This is a genomic window from Nocardia sp. CA-120079 (assembly GCF_050955745.1).
GTDB lineage: Bacteria > Actinomycetota > Actinomycetes > Mycobacteriales > Mycobacteriaceae > Nocardia.
In genome coordinates, this window is the sequence record NZ_CP192088.1 from 8,662,542 (window position 1) to 8,677,224 (window position 14,683).

General features: G+C 65.0%; 15 protein-coding genes and 1 pseudogene. 5 read left to right on the forward strand and 11 right to left on the reverse strand.

The features are described from left to right. Positions 1 to 15: 15 nt before the first annotated feature. From ACQPYR_RS39435 to ACQPYR_RS39470, 8 genes are all read right to left on the reverse strand, one after another. On the reverse strand, positions 16 to 1,299 hold the full coding sequence (locus tag ACQPYR_RS39435) for a hypothetical protein (protein ID WP_433624630.1): 1,284 nt from the start codon (positions 1,297 to 1,299) through the stop codon (positions 16 to 18). 2 nt (positions 1,300 to 1,301) lie between these two features. Beyond that, complete coding sequence (locus tag ACQPYR_RS39440) at positions 1,302 to 1,613, reverse strand: type VII secretion target (RefSeq protein ID WP_387295211.1); 312 nt, start codon at positions 1,611 to 1,613, stop codon at positions 1,302 to 1,304. A 138-nt stretch (positions 1,614 to 1,751) separates the two neighbouring features. After that, positions 1,752 to 2,051, reverse strand: a complete 300-nt coding sequence (locus ACQPYR_RS39445) for a YbaB/EbfC family nucleoid-associated protein (protein ID WP_433624633.1) — start codon at positions 2,049 to 2,051, stop codon at positions 1,752 to 1,754. Between the two features lie 27 nt (positions 2,052 to 2,078). Beyond that, the gene (locus ACQPYR_RS39450; protein WP_433624635.1) at positions 2,079 to 2,420 is read right to left on the reverse strand and encodes a hypothetical protein; all 342 of its coding nucleotides are present in this window, start codon (positions 2,418 to 2,420) and stop codon (positions 2,079 to 2,081) included. Positions 2,421 to 2,432: 12 nt separating this feature from the next. Then, a complete protein-coding gene (locus ACQPYR_RS39455) occupies positions 2,433 to 3,218 on the reverse strand; it encodes an ESX secretion-associated protein EspG (protein WP_433624637.1) in 786 nt (261 codons plus the stop codon). Next, complete coding sequence (locus tag ACQPYR_RS39460; RefSeq protein WP_433624639.1) at positions 3,215 to 5,026, reverse strand: hypothetical protein; 1,812 nt, start codon at positions 5,024 to 5,026, stop codon at positions 3,215 to 3,217. The genes ACQPYR_RS39455 and ACQPYR_RS39460 overlap by 4 nt, the downstream gene beginning before the upstream one ends. A gap of 203 nt (positions 5,027 to 5,229) precedes the next feature. Next, on the reverse strand, positions 5,230 to 5,394 hold the full coding sequence (locus tag ACQPYR_RS39465) for a hypothetical protein (protein WP_433624641.1): 165 nt from the start codon (positions 5,392 to 5,394) through the stop codon (positions 5,230 to 5,232). Between the two features lie 28 nt (positions 5,395 to 5,422). Further along, positions 5,423 to 6,637 carry a hypothetical protein gene (locus ACQPYR_RS39470; RefSeq protein WP_433624642.1) on the reverse strand — a complete coding sequence of 405 codons (1,215 nt, stop codon included), beginning with the start codon at positions 6,635 to 6,637 and terminating at the stop codon, positions 5,423 to 5,425. 235 nt (positions 6,638 to 6,872) lie between these two features. Between ACQPYR_RS39470 and ACQPYR_RS39475 the strand changes: the two are divergent. Next, positions 6,873 to 7,085: pseudogene (locus ACQPYR_RS39475) on the forward strand (alpha-ketoglutarate transporter); the annotation flags it as partial. A gap of 119 nt (positions 7,086 to 7,204) precedes the next feature. After that, a complete protein-coding gene (locus ACQPYR_RS39480; RefSeq protein ID WP_433624644.1) occupies positions 7,205 to 7,870 on the forward strand; it encodes a response regulator transcription factor in 666 nt (221 codons plus the stop codon). Here ACQPYR_RS39480 and ACQPYR_RS39485 read toward each other — a convergent pair. The 3 genes from ACQPYR_RS39485 to ACQPYR_RS39495 all read right to left on the reverse strand — a co-directional run bounded on the left by ACQPYR_RS39485 (position 7,867) and on the right by ACQPYR_RS39495 (position 11,968). Continuing rightward, complete coding sequence (locus ACQPYR_RS39485; RefSeq protein ID WP_433624646.1) at positions 7,867 to 9,468, reverse strand: hypothetical protein; 1,602 nt, start codon at positions 9,466 to 9,468, stop codon at positions 7,867 to 7,869. The two genes, ACQPYR_RS39480 and ACQPYR_RS39485, sit on opposite strands and share 4 nt — an antisense overlap. 347 nt (positions 9,469 to 9,815) lie before the next feature. Next, positions 9,816 to 10,469 carry a hypothetical protein gene (locus ACQPYR_RS39490; protein WP_433624648.1) on the reverse strand — a complete coding sequence of 218 codons (654 nt, stop codon included), beginning with the start codon at positions 10,467 to 10,469 and terminating at the stop codon, positions 9,816 to 9,818. A gap of 320 nt (positions 10,470 to 10,789) precedes the next feature. Further along, complete coding sequence (locus tag ACQPYR_RS39495; protein ID WP_433624650.1) at positions 10,790 to 11,968, reverse strand: helix-turn-helix domain-containing protein; 1,179 nt, start codon at positions 11,966 to 11,968, stop codon at positions 10,790 to 10,792. A gap of 398 nt (positions 11,969 to 12,366) precedes the next feature. Here ACQPYR_RS39495 and ACQPYR_RS39500 point away from each other — a divergent pair, with 398 nt between their 5' ends. The 3 genes from ACQPYR_RS39500 to ACQPYR_RS39510 all read left to right on the forward strand — a co-directional run bounded on the left by ACQPYR_RS39500 (position 12,367) and on the right by ACQPYR_RS39510 (position 14,644). Then, positions 12,367 to 12,690 carry a hypothetical protein gene (locus ACQPYR_RS39500; protein ID WP_433624652.1) on the forward strand — a complete coding sequence of 108 codons (324 nt, stop codon included), beginning with the start codon at positions 12,367 to 12,369 and terminating at the stop codon, positions 12,688 to 12,690. Between the two features lie 363 nt (positions 12,691 to 13,053). Beyond that, positions 13,054 to 13,530: a hypothetical protein gene (locus ACQPYR_RS39505; RefSeq protein WP_433624654.1), complete on the forward strand. Its 477-nt coding sequence runs from the start codon at positions 13,054 to 13,056 to the stop codon at positions 13,528 to 13,530. A gap of 31 nt (positions 13,531 to 13,561) precedes the next feature. After that, positions 13,562 to 14,644, forward strand: coding sequence for a hypothetical protein (locus ACQPYR_RS39510; RefSeq protein WP_433624656.1), 1,083 nt, complete (start codon positions 13,562 to 13,564; stop codon positions 14,642 to 14,644). The last annotated feature ends 39 nt before the right edge of the window (positions 14,645 to 14,683 follow it).

Below are 14,683 nucleotides of genomic sequence, written 5' to 3' on the forward strand. Positions count from 1 at the left end.
TGAATCAACGACCACTTAGAGGGTGAGTTCCTTATCGGGTGGTGGCTCCGAGATCTGTTCGGTCGCGCCGACCACCGGCAGCGAGATCCCCTCGATCGGTCCGACGACCTCTTCGCCGTGTTCGGCATTGACCAGGAAACCGGGCATATCGCCGCCCGCATCCCCCGCCCCGCGCGCACCCGCCGCGCCCGCCGCGCCGTAGGGCATCATGCCCGGGCTGCCCGGCGCACCGGTTACGCCACGCGCCGCGGCAGCGGGTTCCACTGCCGCGGAACCGGTTCCGGTGGCATTGAAGCCGGGCATACCGCTGAGTCCGGCGGTGCGGGGTCCGCTCCACGGGCTCAGTGGTGTCGATATCGGGGCCGCGCCGATACCGCCCACACCACCGCCGCCTCCGCCTGCGCCACCGCCCGACGCGCCGTGCTCGGCTTCGTCCTTCTCCGTAGCTTCGCGCTGCTCCTTCGCGATGGCGTCGGCCTGCAGTTTCTGAGCCTGCGTCGCGTTCTGCGTCGCCACCTGGGTGAGCGTCTGAGCGCCGGTCTGCGCCATGGTCATCAGCGGGGTGAGCAGCTGCATCACCTGCTGCATCGAGTCGACGCCCTTGGGGGCATCGGTGACCTTGACCTTCTTTCCCACGGCGGTCATATGCGCCGAATGCGCGGTCATTTCGACCCGGGTTTTGGTCACCACCGCGATGCCCTCGGTGACCGCCTCCACGGTCGCCGCCGCGATAAACGCCTGTCCGCCACCGGTTGCCAGCCACGGCGTCGCCGCGGCCACGGTGGCCATGTACTTGGCGATGACCGACGCCATCAGCGCACCACCGGTCGCCACCGAGGTGGCGCCACCGGCAAGCGATGCCTTCTCCTGCGCGCTCTGCGTGGCGAGTTCCGCGCCGTTCTCGGCGGCCTGTCCGGACTTGTTCGCGGCCTGCATCGCGGCCAGGCCCTGCCACAGTGACATGACGGTCTGCAGCGCCTGGGTGCCCAGTTGGATCGCGGTCTGCGCGGCTTGCGCGGTGTCGGCGAGCACCTTGGTCGGGTCGGGTCCGCCGCCCGCGGGAGCGCCGAGATTTCCGGTGCCGAAACCGCTCGCCAGATCGGTGAGCGGCCTGGCCAGTGCGGCCAGATCGATGACCGGTAGCGGCGGCAATTCGGGCAGCGGTGGCAACCCGGAGATTTCCGGAAGCGGGCCCAGGCCCATATCCTTCAGGATGTCGTTGACCGGTCGATCGATCAGCGGCGCAAGGGCACTGCCGCGCAGCAGATCTACGATCGACGGGTCGAGCGGCGCAGTCATTGCTAGACGCCGGCAGCGCCGAATTCGGTGCCGGATGCCGCCTCGGCCGCCTCATAGGCAGCGGCGCCCTGATGCGCGGTCAGTGCGGTACCCGCGTGCACACCGGCCAATTCGAACATCGAACTCACGTGATTGGACTGCGCGTAGGCGAACGCCATCAGAAAGTCCTGGCCGATCAAGCCGAATACCGGCGCGGCCGCCGCAACGGTCGCCACCTGGTCGAACGCACCGGCCGTCGCGACACCGGTGGCCATGGCCACTGCCGAGTCCCCGTACGCGCGAATCGCATCAGGCGTAGCCACGAGTTCGCTCATCGTGATCCCCCATCCCGTAATGGAATTGACCAACTCTTCATAGAACCCATCAATCGAACTGCAATGCCCGAGAGCAAACTTGCACAAACTTAAGGTTCTTGACAAAAGTTCTACGGGGACAGCGTGAACGTCGGGTGTCTACTCGGCAACTTCCTCGTTGAAGGCAATGACCAATTCGCTACGTCGCTCGAATGCCTGCCGCACCGCGGCGGCCGCTGTCGCTACCAGCGTCGACTCGAATTCCGCCGGTGTCATCCGCGAAACAGCCTGGGAGAACCGCAGATCCAGCAACGTCGCGTTGCCATCGACCTCAACGGTGATCGAACCGTCTTGTGCGGTCTCCCGCCCGCGCACCCCGGCCAGATCGTCGGTCAGATCCCGGATCCGATACAGCCGCCGCTGCACCCCGGCCATCAGTTCGTCCATGGTCTCGTACACGATGAAACTCCTCTCGGACAACGGGAACTACACCTGACGCAACCAGCTGTCCGGCTCGGTCTCGTACTCCTGCTCTTCAGCTAATTCCTGGCGCGCAACATCTTCGGCGGTCGGCAACCCGCTCAGCGCCAACATCTGCGCGGGCACTCCCGCCGCCGCCAACTCCGCCCTACGCGCCATCCCGGCCCGATTGGCCGCCTGCCTGCACAGCCGCAGCACCTCAGCCGCCAATGCCTGCGGATCGCGCTTCAACTCGGTCGCTTCGACCGAAATACCCAGTGGCAGACCCTGTTCCGTGGTGCGCACCGAGATCGCGCCGCTGCGCGAGGTCGCGGTCCATTCGGGAAAACCCGGTTGTGTCTCGGCCATGGCGGCCACCTTTCAGACTCGCTCGTCCTTGATCGCATGGACCACCTCGGCGACGCGCGTATTGATCATCGCGGTGAGGTGTTTCGCATCGATGGCACGCGCCACCGGCGGATTCTGGTCGTCGATCGCATAGCGGCCGTCGTCGCGAATGTCGCGCCACTGCAGCCGATGTCGAGTGATGCCGCGCGGGCCGAAACGCGACCGACCCTGGATCACATCGATCGTCCCGGAACAGGAGGTCGGTAGTGCCAAGAATTCCGCGGAGCGATCGGCGATCGTATCGTCGAAGGAATCGTGCACCACCGATCGGCCGAGCGAGTAATCCAGGCCGCCGCCCTCGTCCTGGGTGGACAGCACCACGGTGGCCCGGCGTCCCGGCTCGACCTCCGGCAGCGCTCGCACGATCGCACCGGCGAGATCGACCGCATCGTATTCGATGATCGTGAAACCACCGGAATGCCAGTATGTTTCGCCGGACAGCTCGGAGAAGACATAGCCGCGGTCACCCCGGCGGACACCGTGCAGCCGAACCGGCACGTCCGGCTGCCACGGTTCGGCCGGGTCGTAGCCTTCCACGACGATGCGCAGATCCGGAAAGGCCAGCACGTCCAGCACTTCGTCGAACGACCGGTCTCCGGAGTGCCGCAGCCGCGCCAGCGCATCCTGTTGTTCCCGGACATAATCCTCGTTCACCCAGGTGCGACAGGTGTAGACGAATGGTTGCGGCAGGTAGTCCTGCTTCAACGCCTCCCACTGGACGATGAATTCCAGGTCGGTGAACTTCCAGGTGCGATTCATTGCTCGACAACGGGTTTGACGACGACCGGCGCGTCGCCGAGCGCCTCTTCGATGTGCTCGACCGAATCCAGATACGCGGCCCGCTTGTGTTCCTTGTTCTGCCCACCGGCACCGTGGCCCGCGGGTCCCATGCCACCGGGTGAACCCGGCTGGCCCGTGCTCGCGATGCCCGCGCGGCTCGTCGTCGCGGCCGCGGCCATCTCGGCAGCCGCCGCCCGCGGGAAAAGCTTCGAATTCTGCAGGCTATTGGGTGAAAGATTGGCTCCGGCACCGCTACCCGCACCGCCGCCTGCGCCACCGCCCTTGCCCGCGCCACTACCGCCGCCCGCTTTGAGGGCGTCCTTGCCCAACCCCGACAGCGCGGACGGCAGACCGGCGAGGCCTGCCGACTGCATATCCTTGGCCGCCGCGGCCTGCGCCTGCTGGGCCGCCGCCTGTGCGGCCTGGTCCATCGCCTGCTTCACGCCGTCCAGGCCCTGTTGCGCGGACTGACTGGCTTGCTGGGCCGCTTGCTGCGCGGCTTGTTGGGCCGCCTGCTGCTGCGCGGCCTGCTGCTGCGCGGCCTCGCGCTGCGCGGCTTCCCGCTCGGCCTGCTGACGCTGCTGTTCGGCCTGCTGGCGTTGCTCGGCCGCGGTCTTCTCGGCCTGCTGGGTCGCCCTGCGCTGCTCGGCGAGCGCCTGCTGAGCTGCCTGCGATTGGGCGGCCGAGGTCCCCCCTTTTCCGCTGCCGCTCCCGCCGGTGCCGCCACCGGTTCCGGTCTGCTGGGTCTGATTGGGCGACGGCGTCGGCGCGGTCGGCTGCACCACCGGACTCACCGGCTGAACCATCAGCGGAATCGCATTGCTCGATGCCGCGAGTCCGGGTACGTACCAGTCGTTGAAGATCCGCTTGGCCTTCTCGACTTCCTCACGCGCGTACTGGGTCCCGACCGTTTCCGGCGTGATATTGGGAGTATTCGCCTGCACCGCCCATAGCCAGCCCGAGGTGTTGAGCAGATTGCTGGCGACCAAGCGCATGCCGTCGACCATGTTCTGCACACCGGACACGTAGGCCTGAACCGCGCCGCCCGCCTTCACCGCGGCGTCGCTGTTCCAGTCATCCGAGGTCTGCATCGCGGTCATCTGGTTGCCCAGATTCGCGGCAGGCCCGGTCACGTGCTCGGCCATATCGCTCCAGATGCCGGAGGCGTCGGAGGTGTGCCCCATCCCGTTGATCAACGATTGGTGCCAGGAGTAGGCGGTCGGGTAATCCAGGACACTGGCCGGCTCCGGACGAACCGGTTCGGTATCGCGTCCGTCCTTCTCGTTGGCATATTGCTTCAGGTCGGCCGGTGGTCCGCCGTATTTATCGGTTCGGCCGGTCTTCCCGCCCCAATCCGGGATCTTGGTGGTGCCGTCGGCGGGCAGACTCCAACTGCCGTGGCGTTCGGCGGAGCGGGTGTTCCTGAGCCGATCGAATCCGGAGGTATTGGCCTCCTCGGCGGCGCTGTACAGCCTGCCCGCGGTAATGAACTGCTGTGCCAGATCCTGGAGAATGGCCTTGTGGCTCTTGGCCCGGTCGTTCAGATCGCGGCCCGCGCGCTGGAACTTTCCCTGCAGCGCGACGCCGGAGGGGAGATTGCCGAACCCATCGACCTTCTCGACGAAGTGTGTCCAACCCTCGATGGTGTCGAAGACGTCGTACAGGTCGATGGCGTACTTGGCGAGGGTTTGCAGACTCGTCTGCTTGACCGTCAGATGCTGTGAATCCTTGCCGATATCGTCCCCGGAGAGCTGCCACGGATTGGGCTTGTCATCTGTCGGCGCCACTGGTCAACTCCTGTCCCGCTCGGTGCTGCCTCGACGCGCGGTGTGCGCCCCCTCGCGTCGCCCCTCATCCGCGCACATATGACACCGATCATCCCATGAGCTGCGTGAACGGTCGGTGACCTCATCGTGAATCATGCTGGTGCTCATGATTGGTCACCAGTTCCGAGACCACGACCCGCACATCCTCGCGCAGACCCGCGAGCTCACCAGCCCGACTCGGATACACCCGACTGCCCACGCAGGGAGCGGGTGTGGTCCCACGGCGTGACATCGGTGAACACCATGGGCGGGTCCGCATCCTCGGGCACCGGGAGCGGTCGCGCGGACGGTGGTGCGGTCGATACTTCGGGCCGTTCGGAAGCCCTCACCAATCGCGAACTATCCTCCGACCTCGGGCTATAGCACAATTCGATCATCGCATGTACGTCTGCCGTCCAAAAGGTGAATTCCCACCGCATGAACTCGATTCGACCGCGGCGCAAGCAACTCGGCCGCCGACAGCTGACGCGTCGCGGCTTCGATGTCGCCGTCGCGACCGAAGATGTCCACCAACAGCTCTCGGGTGACCTCCCCGCACTCTGCGGCAGTCAGCAAGCGCGCCACCGCGGTTCGTGTTCGGGTGCCCGGATCCCCCGACAGTAACCGGGCCACCGTCTCGATCACGGTGTGCGACTGCCAGATTTCCGGCATCGCCGCACCGCACTGCTGCACCGAGGGCGATTCCCCGCAGTACCACCGCTGACCGTCCCACCAGAAGCAGAACGAGAGCAAGCCGACGGCCGCGCGCGGGCTCAGCACCGCATTGGTCACCCAATCCGGCGCTCCCGCATAGAGATTCGGCAGACCGACGCCGCCGTTATAGGCCGCGTTCAATGCCGGTGCGTCCCATACTCCGCCCGATAGCACGGCGCGGCCGCCCGGCACGGCGTACAGCGTGGAGCCGCTGCTGCCGTTCCCGCCGCTTTCGAACCAGCCGTTCGACGGCACGACCCGCGGTCCGCGATCGGACGAAACGGCAACGTGCGCGGCCGAAATCACCGCCCAGCGGGCCCACAACTGCGGAAACGACGGAAGTTCCGGATCCACCGGCCGCGCCGTCACCCCGTGCGCACGGTCGACGAGCGCGGCGGCCACGGCGCGGCGCGGGCGACGACACTGCCGGTCACGGTGACTCATGTAGGCCGCCAACCACACCGGCAGTCGCGGCCGCGGATACGCCGCCACATCGGCGCGATACGCCTCCGGACGGAAGAGCTGGTCCGCCGGGAACGGCTCGTCGCCGTAGTCGTAATCGACCTCGACATCACCATATGCGTTGGCCCGCAACAACAGTCGCCACCACGGCTCGGTACCGGACGCGGCGACCTCGGCACGGTACTGGCGGACCAGCGCGACTACCGACTCCGGCACTTCCAAGCGTAGCGGCCGATGCTCTCCGGTGAACTCGACGCGCGCCGACTCGACGGCCACGGTCAACGCGAATACCGCGTGCAGACGCTGCCAACCGCGTGGGCCGAGTTCCCTCAACTCGCTCGCGATGCGCGAAACCAACGTGTCGGTGTACCGGCCGTGGTCGGCGACGACGGAATCGCTACGCGATGCTCGAGTCATTGTTCTCGTTCCTGTTCCAACACAATCGATTCACCGATCGCGCGCTGTTGTTTCGAGTGCTGGGCACGTAGTCGCCATCGATGTCTTTTCGATAGTGGCACGCGGATCGGCACCCGCATCGTGTTACCACTGGTGACTAGCTAAAGAGACTGTTAAGAATTCGTTCCGGCCTCCGACCAGGGCATCTGCTACTTCGACGGCCCAATTATCAAAAGTTGAATTAGGTCAGGACATTTTTCCTAAAGGCGATTCCACCGCACAGCAACTAAATTCGGCTGCCGTGTCCGCGGTCGGCTTCCTGATGCGCCCGATCGGCAACCGGATGCTCGGCCGCTACGCCGACCGCTTCGGACGCCGCGCCGCACTGAACCGCGCGGTGACCGTGATGGCCACGGGTTCGCTGCTGACTGCGGCCACGCCCGGATATCGGACGATCGGCCTCGCCGCACGGTGCTGCTGGTGCCGACACGGCAATGCACTTCAAGCCGAGGCCGAGGTCGCCGTGCGTCGACCATGGCTATCCGCAAACGGCTGCGCGTCGAACCTTCGCTTTGCAAGGATCGGCGCGTGCGGCTTGTGCTGGTGGAAGACGATGACGGAGTCGGGGAAGCGCTGCAGGCCGCGCTCACCGCTCGGGGCTACCTCATCGACCGCAAGCGGCGCGGCGCGGACCTACTACGCACCCACCGCGACTACGACGCGGTGATCCTCGATCTCGGACTTCCGGATATGGACGGGTTGGAGGTATTGCGGCGGCTGCGTGAAGTCAGCACGGTCCCCGTCCTGATTCTCACCGCCCGGGCCAGTGAGCGCACCGTGGTGCTCGCGCTGCGCTCCGGCGCGGACGACTATCTGGTGAAACCGCCGCGCATCGCGGAGCTGGTCGCGCGGCTGGAGACGGTCACCCGCCGCGTCGTTATCCACACCGCACCCGTGGAAACGGTTGTCTCCCAAGATGTTCGGGTGGATCTGATGGCTCGGCAGGTCGAGGTGGCCGGGGTGCCGATCATGCTGACTCACAAGGAGTTCCAGCTGGTTCGGATCCTCGCGGAACGACCCGATACCGCAGTCAGCAGGCAAGAGCTGATGGACCGCATCTGGGGCGACTCGTCGGCCTCGGTGTCGCGGGCACTGGATGTGCATATGGCGGGATTGCGCGCGAAACTCGACCGCCCCGGTTTGATCACCACCATCCGCGGCTTCGGCTACAGCTGGCGCACCGACGGATCCTAGGCCTGTACCGGACCGTGCCGCTGCTGGAAGCGCTGCTCGAACTCCGCTGCATAGACCGACGGCGCCACCGATGACGAAGATTGCTCCAGCACACCGTCATCGGCGACATAGAAGATCGCGCGCCCGATCGAGATCTCACCGGGTTCGGTCGGCACGTACACCATCCAGCCGACACTGATCCGGTCTGCACGCAGATCTTCCAGCGGATAACCGGTGGTGTCCATATTCTGATCCAGAATGAACTGGCGGACCTGGGCCATCGCGGCGTCCCGCGAGATCGGCTCCGGCAAGGTGATCGTCACACCGGCCAGCGTGAGCTGATAGAGGGCGCTGTCGATATCGAAGGTGCCGTCGTCGCCGAAGACCTCGACGAGCGTATCCCGAGTCACCACACCGATTTCCGCCGCCGACACCAGATTCGCCACCGCCGCCCGCTGCCCATCGCTCGGCTGCTCCGCGAGCAACCCCGCGACCACACCGGCCACCGTATCGGAGGTCCAGATGCCGGGCACCGCTTCGCTGAGCCGGTCCGCGGTCGGCGACTCGCCGCGATACCACCGACCGCCGTCCCACCAATAGCAGAACGACAACAGCCCGCTGGCCGCGCGCGGATTCAACACCGGATTGGCGACCCACTCCGGGGCGCCTGCATACAGTGCCGGCATCGGCGCCGAACCGTTGTAGACGGCATCGAGTTCGGGCGCATTCCATACGCCACCGGACAGCACCGCGCGACCACCCGGCAGGGCATACAGGGTCGACCCGCTGCGTTTCGAACCTTCGAACCAGCCGAGAGCGGGCAAAACCCTTGGCCCCCACTGTGATCCGGCGGCCACGAAAGCAGCCGCGATAACGGCCCAGCGGGCCGACAGCACCGGGAAGGCCGGAAAGTCCCGCTCGGACAGCACCGGGCGCACGCCGATCTCCCGGTCCGCCCTGGCCTGCGCGGCCGCCGCGGCCGCCGGGCGCGATTGCCGGTCACCGTGGCCGATATAGGCGGCGAGCCAAACCGGCAGCCGGTCGCGCGGATACGCCTGCAAATCCGCGAGATAGACCTCGGGAAGGAATAGGTGATCGTCCGGGAAGGGCTCGTCACCGTAGTCGTAATCGACCTCGATCTCGCCGGTGCTCGCCAACTCGATCAACAGCCGCCACCAGGGGCCATCGCTCAATTGAGCCGAGAGATGGCGCTGTTCGCGGACCAGTTCGACCACATCATCGCCAGGCTGGACCCGCGCCTCGCGCTGTTCGTCATCGGCGAAGGTCACCAACCCGAATTCGGTGCTCGTGGTCATCGCGAAGACGGCCGCCAGGCGCCGCCAGCCCGGTGGGCCACCGGCCGCGAGCGCGCGAGCGATCCGGTGCATGAGCTGTTTGGCGTGCTCGGCGACGTCTACTGGTTCGTCGAGGGTGAAGCCGATATCGGGGGCGTCCTCGTCTTCTTCCTCGGTTGGGTTGGCTTCGGCCGCATCGAAGGCCTTCATGAACTCGGCCATGAACTCCGCATCGCCATCCGGTACCGCGGCGCGCTGCTCGTGATTCGGGTGCGGCTCTTCATTCGACTTGTCGCCGGGTGCTTCGCCATCAGGTGTGGTCACGTCGCCGCAATCTCCCTCATCTGCGCACCGCGCATGGGAACGCACGCACAATGCCCGAGCTTATTACCGTTCCTATCCTGGCACAGCGCCGAGTTACGCGATTCACGAAAGCTCGGGGCTCAACCGTCGCTGAAGGAAGAGCTCTGGACCCGACTCACGGTGTCAGGCCGCCCCGCTCCTTCTCCATCTCGAACTCCCGTTGACGCATCCGCGGCTGCCGCTCAACGCGGTCAGCAGCCTCCGCTGCGAGTATGAAGTGCATCGGCGAATCCGGCCGAGCAGCAGGAACTCGCGGCGTGCTGGGCCATTCGCCACCGTCGAACCGAACCGAAAATGGCAGCGCGCCATTACTTTCCGTCGGGATGGCCGACAGTGGCGAGGGCGGTGGTCCAGTCGGCGACGATGGCGTCCTGGGCGTCGGTCAGGGCCACCTTGCCCGAGCACACCAGCGAATGCAGCTGGTTCTCGACGGTGTCCTTCGGATTGTTGGGTCCGGCTCCGGGCTTGTGGTCGGGGGAAGGTGGCTCCACCCACAGGTTGCGTGGGTCGTTGGGGTCGCCGCCGAGTTCCAGCGAGACCAGGTGGTCGTATTCGGCGTCGTGCAGCGGGCCGGTGTACCCGTAGGACTTGGCGTTGGCGTCTCTTTCCCGGTTGGTGATGTTGGCCGGCGGGCGGATCGAGGACGTGTAGCCGCTGGCGCAAATGGTGCTGCCCAAGGTGTCGGCGGTGACCTTGGGGTTGGTCGCGCCCGGGGTGCACGCCGGATCCGGTAGCGGCTGACCGCTGGCGGACTTGCCGAAATGGCAGCTGCCCTCGGCCGGTTGCGGCTGAACCGTATAGGTCCCCGACGGGCCCGGACCGACCGGCACCCGTGCGGCCTCGTGCGCGGCAGGCGGATGCGGCACGGCCTGGGAGATCGGTTTCGAATTCTGATGTGCGCAACCGCCTGTCAACAGCGGCACGGACAGCAATGACACCAGCAGGAGCTTGCGTGTATTCATGACTTCCTTCGGCAGACCTTCATCTGTACCCAATTGTCTGGTACGGCAGGCGATATGGCAGCGCGATGCGAAATGCATTCGAATGCGTAGCGGGCGGTTCCGGCTTTTGCGGTGGCGACAGAATTCGCGGTCCGGCAGGACAATGGTTGGAGGCGTGATTGTCGGCGCTGCATGGGCCGAAGAGCGGTACGGGAACTAGGCATGCACTGGGCGCGGTCGTCGTCGATGTCGGCCTGCTCGAGTGCCTGGTCAAGGTCGACGGCGGCCATGTGCAGCGGGTCGGTCGACCGGGCTGGTTTGGCGGACCGCCGACAAGAACGTCAGAGCGCGACACCAACCCAGCCAGCGAAACTTGACAGGCTATCGGTACGCCGTCGTTCAGCCGCCGCGATCCCGTGCAGCGTCTCGCGTACCGATGGGTGCAAGCGGGTTTGCTGCGGTGCAACCCGCCGCGCGAGGTTCAACGATTTCAGCGCTTTGTCCGGCTGCCCGGACATCAACCACGCCCGTGCTACGTCCTGCCAGTGATGACCGGCACGCGGTAGCGCGATACCCGCTGGAAGCACGAGCGCCGTTCCTTCGCGGGCCGCTCTATCGGGGTCGCCTGCTTCGAGTTCCACTGCACACGAATGGATCTCGACGTTCGCGGGACCGAACATTGTGCCGTACATGTCGGATTCTCCGTCGACGTGTAGCGCGAACTTTCGAGCCTCCGTGATGTGGTTTCGAGCAACGTCGGGACGGAACCCACGAGCGGCAATGATCGACCCGCACAGGTGCCCGAACCCGCGTACCTCAGTAGCAGCGGCATCGTCACCAGTGATCGTGTCGACCGCCTTTTCGATTAACGTCAGCGCGACATCATTTGCATTGTGGTACATCAGGATTCGAGCGCGCTTGATCCTTCCGAGCGCCGCGTACAGCGGGTCATCCGCTTGTGCGGCGAACCCCTCGAGGCGATCCAGCGCGGAAACGGCCAAGCCCATGTACCCAAACCTGCGGCACAGCCGTTCGGCTGCCGCGTGTGCCGCACACAACAAGTTGTAGATCTCCCCGCGCTCGGCGGCGGAACTGGCCGCGTGAAGCGCACCGTACAACTGGCGCATGTGCACAGGGAGCCGGGCCAGCGCCATCCGACTCTTGTCGTCGCGGCAGTCCCGATCAATGGCGGCCATCTCCGCGGCCAGTTCCGCAAGAGTCGGCGGTTCCACACCTTGGGCGTACGAACCTTCCGCGATCAGCGCGCGCAGTTCGGTCAGACCTTCGAGTGGCCCACCGTCCGCCTCGATTTCGGCGTAGTACGGCACTCCGGTCAGTCGCTCGGGCTCGACACTCAACGACCGCGCAATCGCAGCGATGAACGCCGGGGATGCCGGTTCGCGCCCTTGCTCGACAGCCCGCAGCAAAGACACGCTGTAATTGGCTTTCTGCGCCAACTGGATTTGTTTCAGTCCGGCGAGCTTGCGTTCAACCGCGATGCGGTGGCCTACGTGGGTCACGGCGGACTCCCTAGCAGTTGGGCAGGGTTTGGCATCTACAGCCGAGACTACCGGCCGCGACCAGGGCGTTGCGAGTTGTCACCAGGTTGTCACTCGCCGCTCTTATATGCCCATAACGTCGGATTGAGCACCTCCCCAGCTGGACGCGCCCCAGAGCGCACCGCGAGCTACGAGCCGCCCAACAGTGCGGTTGGTCCCCCCGCTGGGGGTGTGCAGCCAATGACAAGGGGAGCAGACCGTGACTGTGAGCGACCTTCCGCAACGAGTTCCGTTCATCGGCCCACCACGGCCCGAGTTCCACGCGTGGTGGCAACCGCCGACCGCCGAAGTGATTGAGCTGTTCGTGATTGCGGGCAATCGGTGGATCGGTGAGCATGAACAACCCGAGGGGGTGCCGAATGGCGCTCAGTGAGCCGAAAGCGAAGCTCTGCCCCCGCTGCACCTATGAGGATGCCGAGCCGAGCACCGGCACTTGCCGCTACTGCAAGGCCGCTATCGAGCGCGCAAGCCGCGCAATCGTTCTCGCGCTGCGCGACACCAACACCAAAACCGACCGCCCGGCGGGGTGGTTGCAGCGCGACGACGGAACCTGGGAACCTGTTGACGATCACGGGTTTATCGGCCAGACATTCACATTCGCATTGGATGACTTTCACGAGTTAGACGAGCATGCCGTGATCACCGTCGAACCGATCTCGATCAACGACACGGAGGCGGACTAGGTGTCTACTTCTGGACTCGTATGCGCAACCGTCGCAGGGGTTGTGACGTTGGGCGTCGTGGTCTTCTACGTACTGCCGTACCTTGTCGATCGCCCGGTGCACGTCGACGGTGAACGCCCGAGCACGGAAATACTCGCTCGCATCGCTCGCGACCAGTGCCACCGTGCACCGGACAATCCGTACAGCGTCGATGAAGCGCGCCGCGTATTCCGTCAGCGCATCAACTGCGACGCCGACTCATGCGGCGCAAAGCACGAGGCCGTCTGGACTTTGATCGACGCGGGAGTGCTCCGACCAAGCACACGTGTCGAACGGTGATGAGACACTGACACAACGGCAATGACGATCATACGGAGGCATGGCGTGGGGAATGACGAACAGATCGGTTTCGATATCGAGTTCGATGACAAGACCCAAGCATTTTTGGATTGGGTTGCGCCCGAACGCATGGAATCAGAGATACGAGCTTTCCTCTCGACGGCGGTTCCAAATCTGGGCAACGATGCGGAGTGGTGGAAGCCGCCTGTGTCAACCCGCGTACTCGAGGCTGCGGTTCAACTATTCGGTGACTGGGCAGGTTTCACCGCGCCCGAGAACTGGTCGCTCGCTGATGGTCTCGTTCGGTTCCTGGGCGAGTGTCATATACGGCGACATCCGGACAGCGCCTGGACGAATCGCCCACAGTGGGGCGCTCCCCTCTATACCGACATCGGCCCTGCGGTATGTGTACGTGGCGATTCGGTGCAAAGTGTGGTGTCTAAGGCGGAAACCCTGTTCAGGCGGAATTACGGCCCCGACATGGTCGAGTACAACATCGACAGGGCTCACTTGCCTGCGTAGCAAATGAATTCGTAAACGGGGGGCGGGTGCCGTGTCCGACGAATACGACAGATTCCGGCGAGATCTCAGCAACTATGAAAAGGAATTCTATTTCGAACTCGGGAGGGCGCACGAGCGGGGAGAAACGGCGGAGCGAGGCTGGATCCGACAGTTCGAAATAGAGAATCGCGAAGGTAAGCGCAGGCTTGATTCAGCGCGTACTGATGGTCGCGGCACACGTGGTGTGGAACGTAAGTCAGGGCGCGTTAATGAGCGGGAAGCACTGCGGCAGTTAGGTGTTGAACGCCATGCACTCGACTCCGGGCAGATGACGCACAGTGCGTGGGAAACGGTCGAAGGTGAGACGCTCCCCGATAAAGTACGCGAGGAAATGCAGGAATTGGCTCGCGATTTTCCCGGCCGGTTTCAGCACGAGATCGTTTCCCGCGCCGATGCATTACGCGCGATGCGCCTAGGTCAATCTCTGATGTCCCAGCAACTCGAACTGGTCCGCGTGTCAGAGCTAGTCCGCGCTGACCGTGCTCGTAAACGTCTGGAGAAGATCCGGGAAATCGTGCGGGCGCGGGAGCCGAAAGAGCGTGAGGAGCCGACTCGGGAGAAGGACGGACAGCAGCGAGGGATAACGAAAGATCGGGATGAGCGGGCACGGGAGAACAAGGCGCGAGATGAACGCGCCCGGGTCGAACGTGAAGCTACCGCACGGGTAGTACGGGAATTTCCGACCTGGGAGCAGATACTCAAAGCTCAACCACCCGCCCGCACCGACCGCGAGGCACATGCGCGAGAGGTGCCCGGTCTCGAGATCAAACCGGGACGCGCCCAAGAACCCCCGGCACCGCCACCCGCACCGCAGCGAACCCCGGAGCAGGAACGCGAGGATGCCCGAGTACGAGCTACACGCGAACGCGACAACGCGCGAGCATTAGCCAGAGAGAACGGGCTATCGCCGCAGATGATGGGCATTCTCGGACTAAACAGCAACGAACCCCCAAAGTTGCTCGAATCCGACCCTTCCCGAACACGAGCCGATATGGAACGGGACCGGTCGATACACCAGCAGCGCGAGCGTGAACGCACCGAACGCGAACGTGAGGGCCGGTCTCGTAGCGAGTAGTTCAGTTAGTACTGGTCGAGCACCCCGTGCTCGACCCGG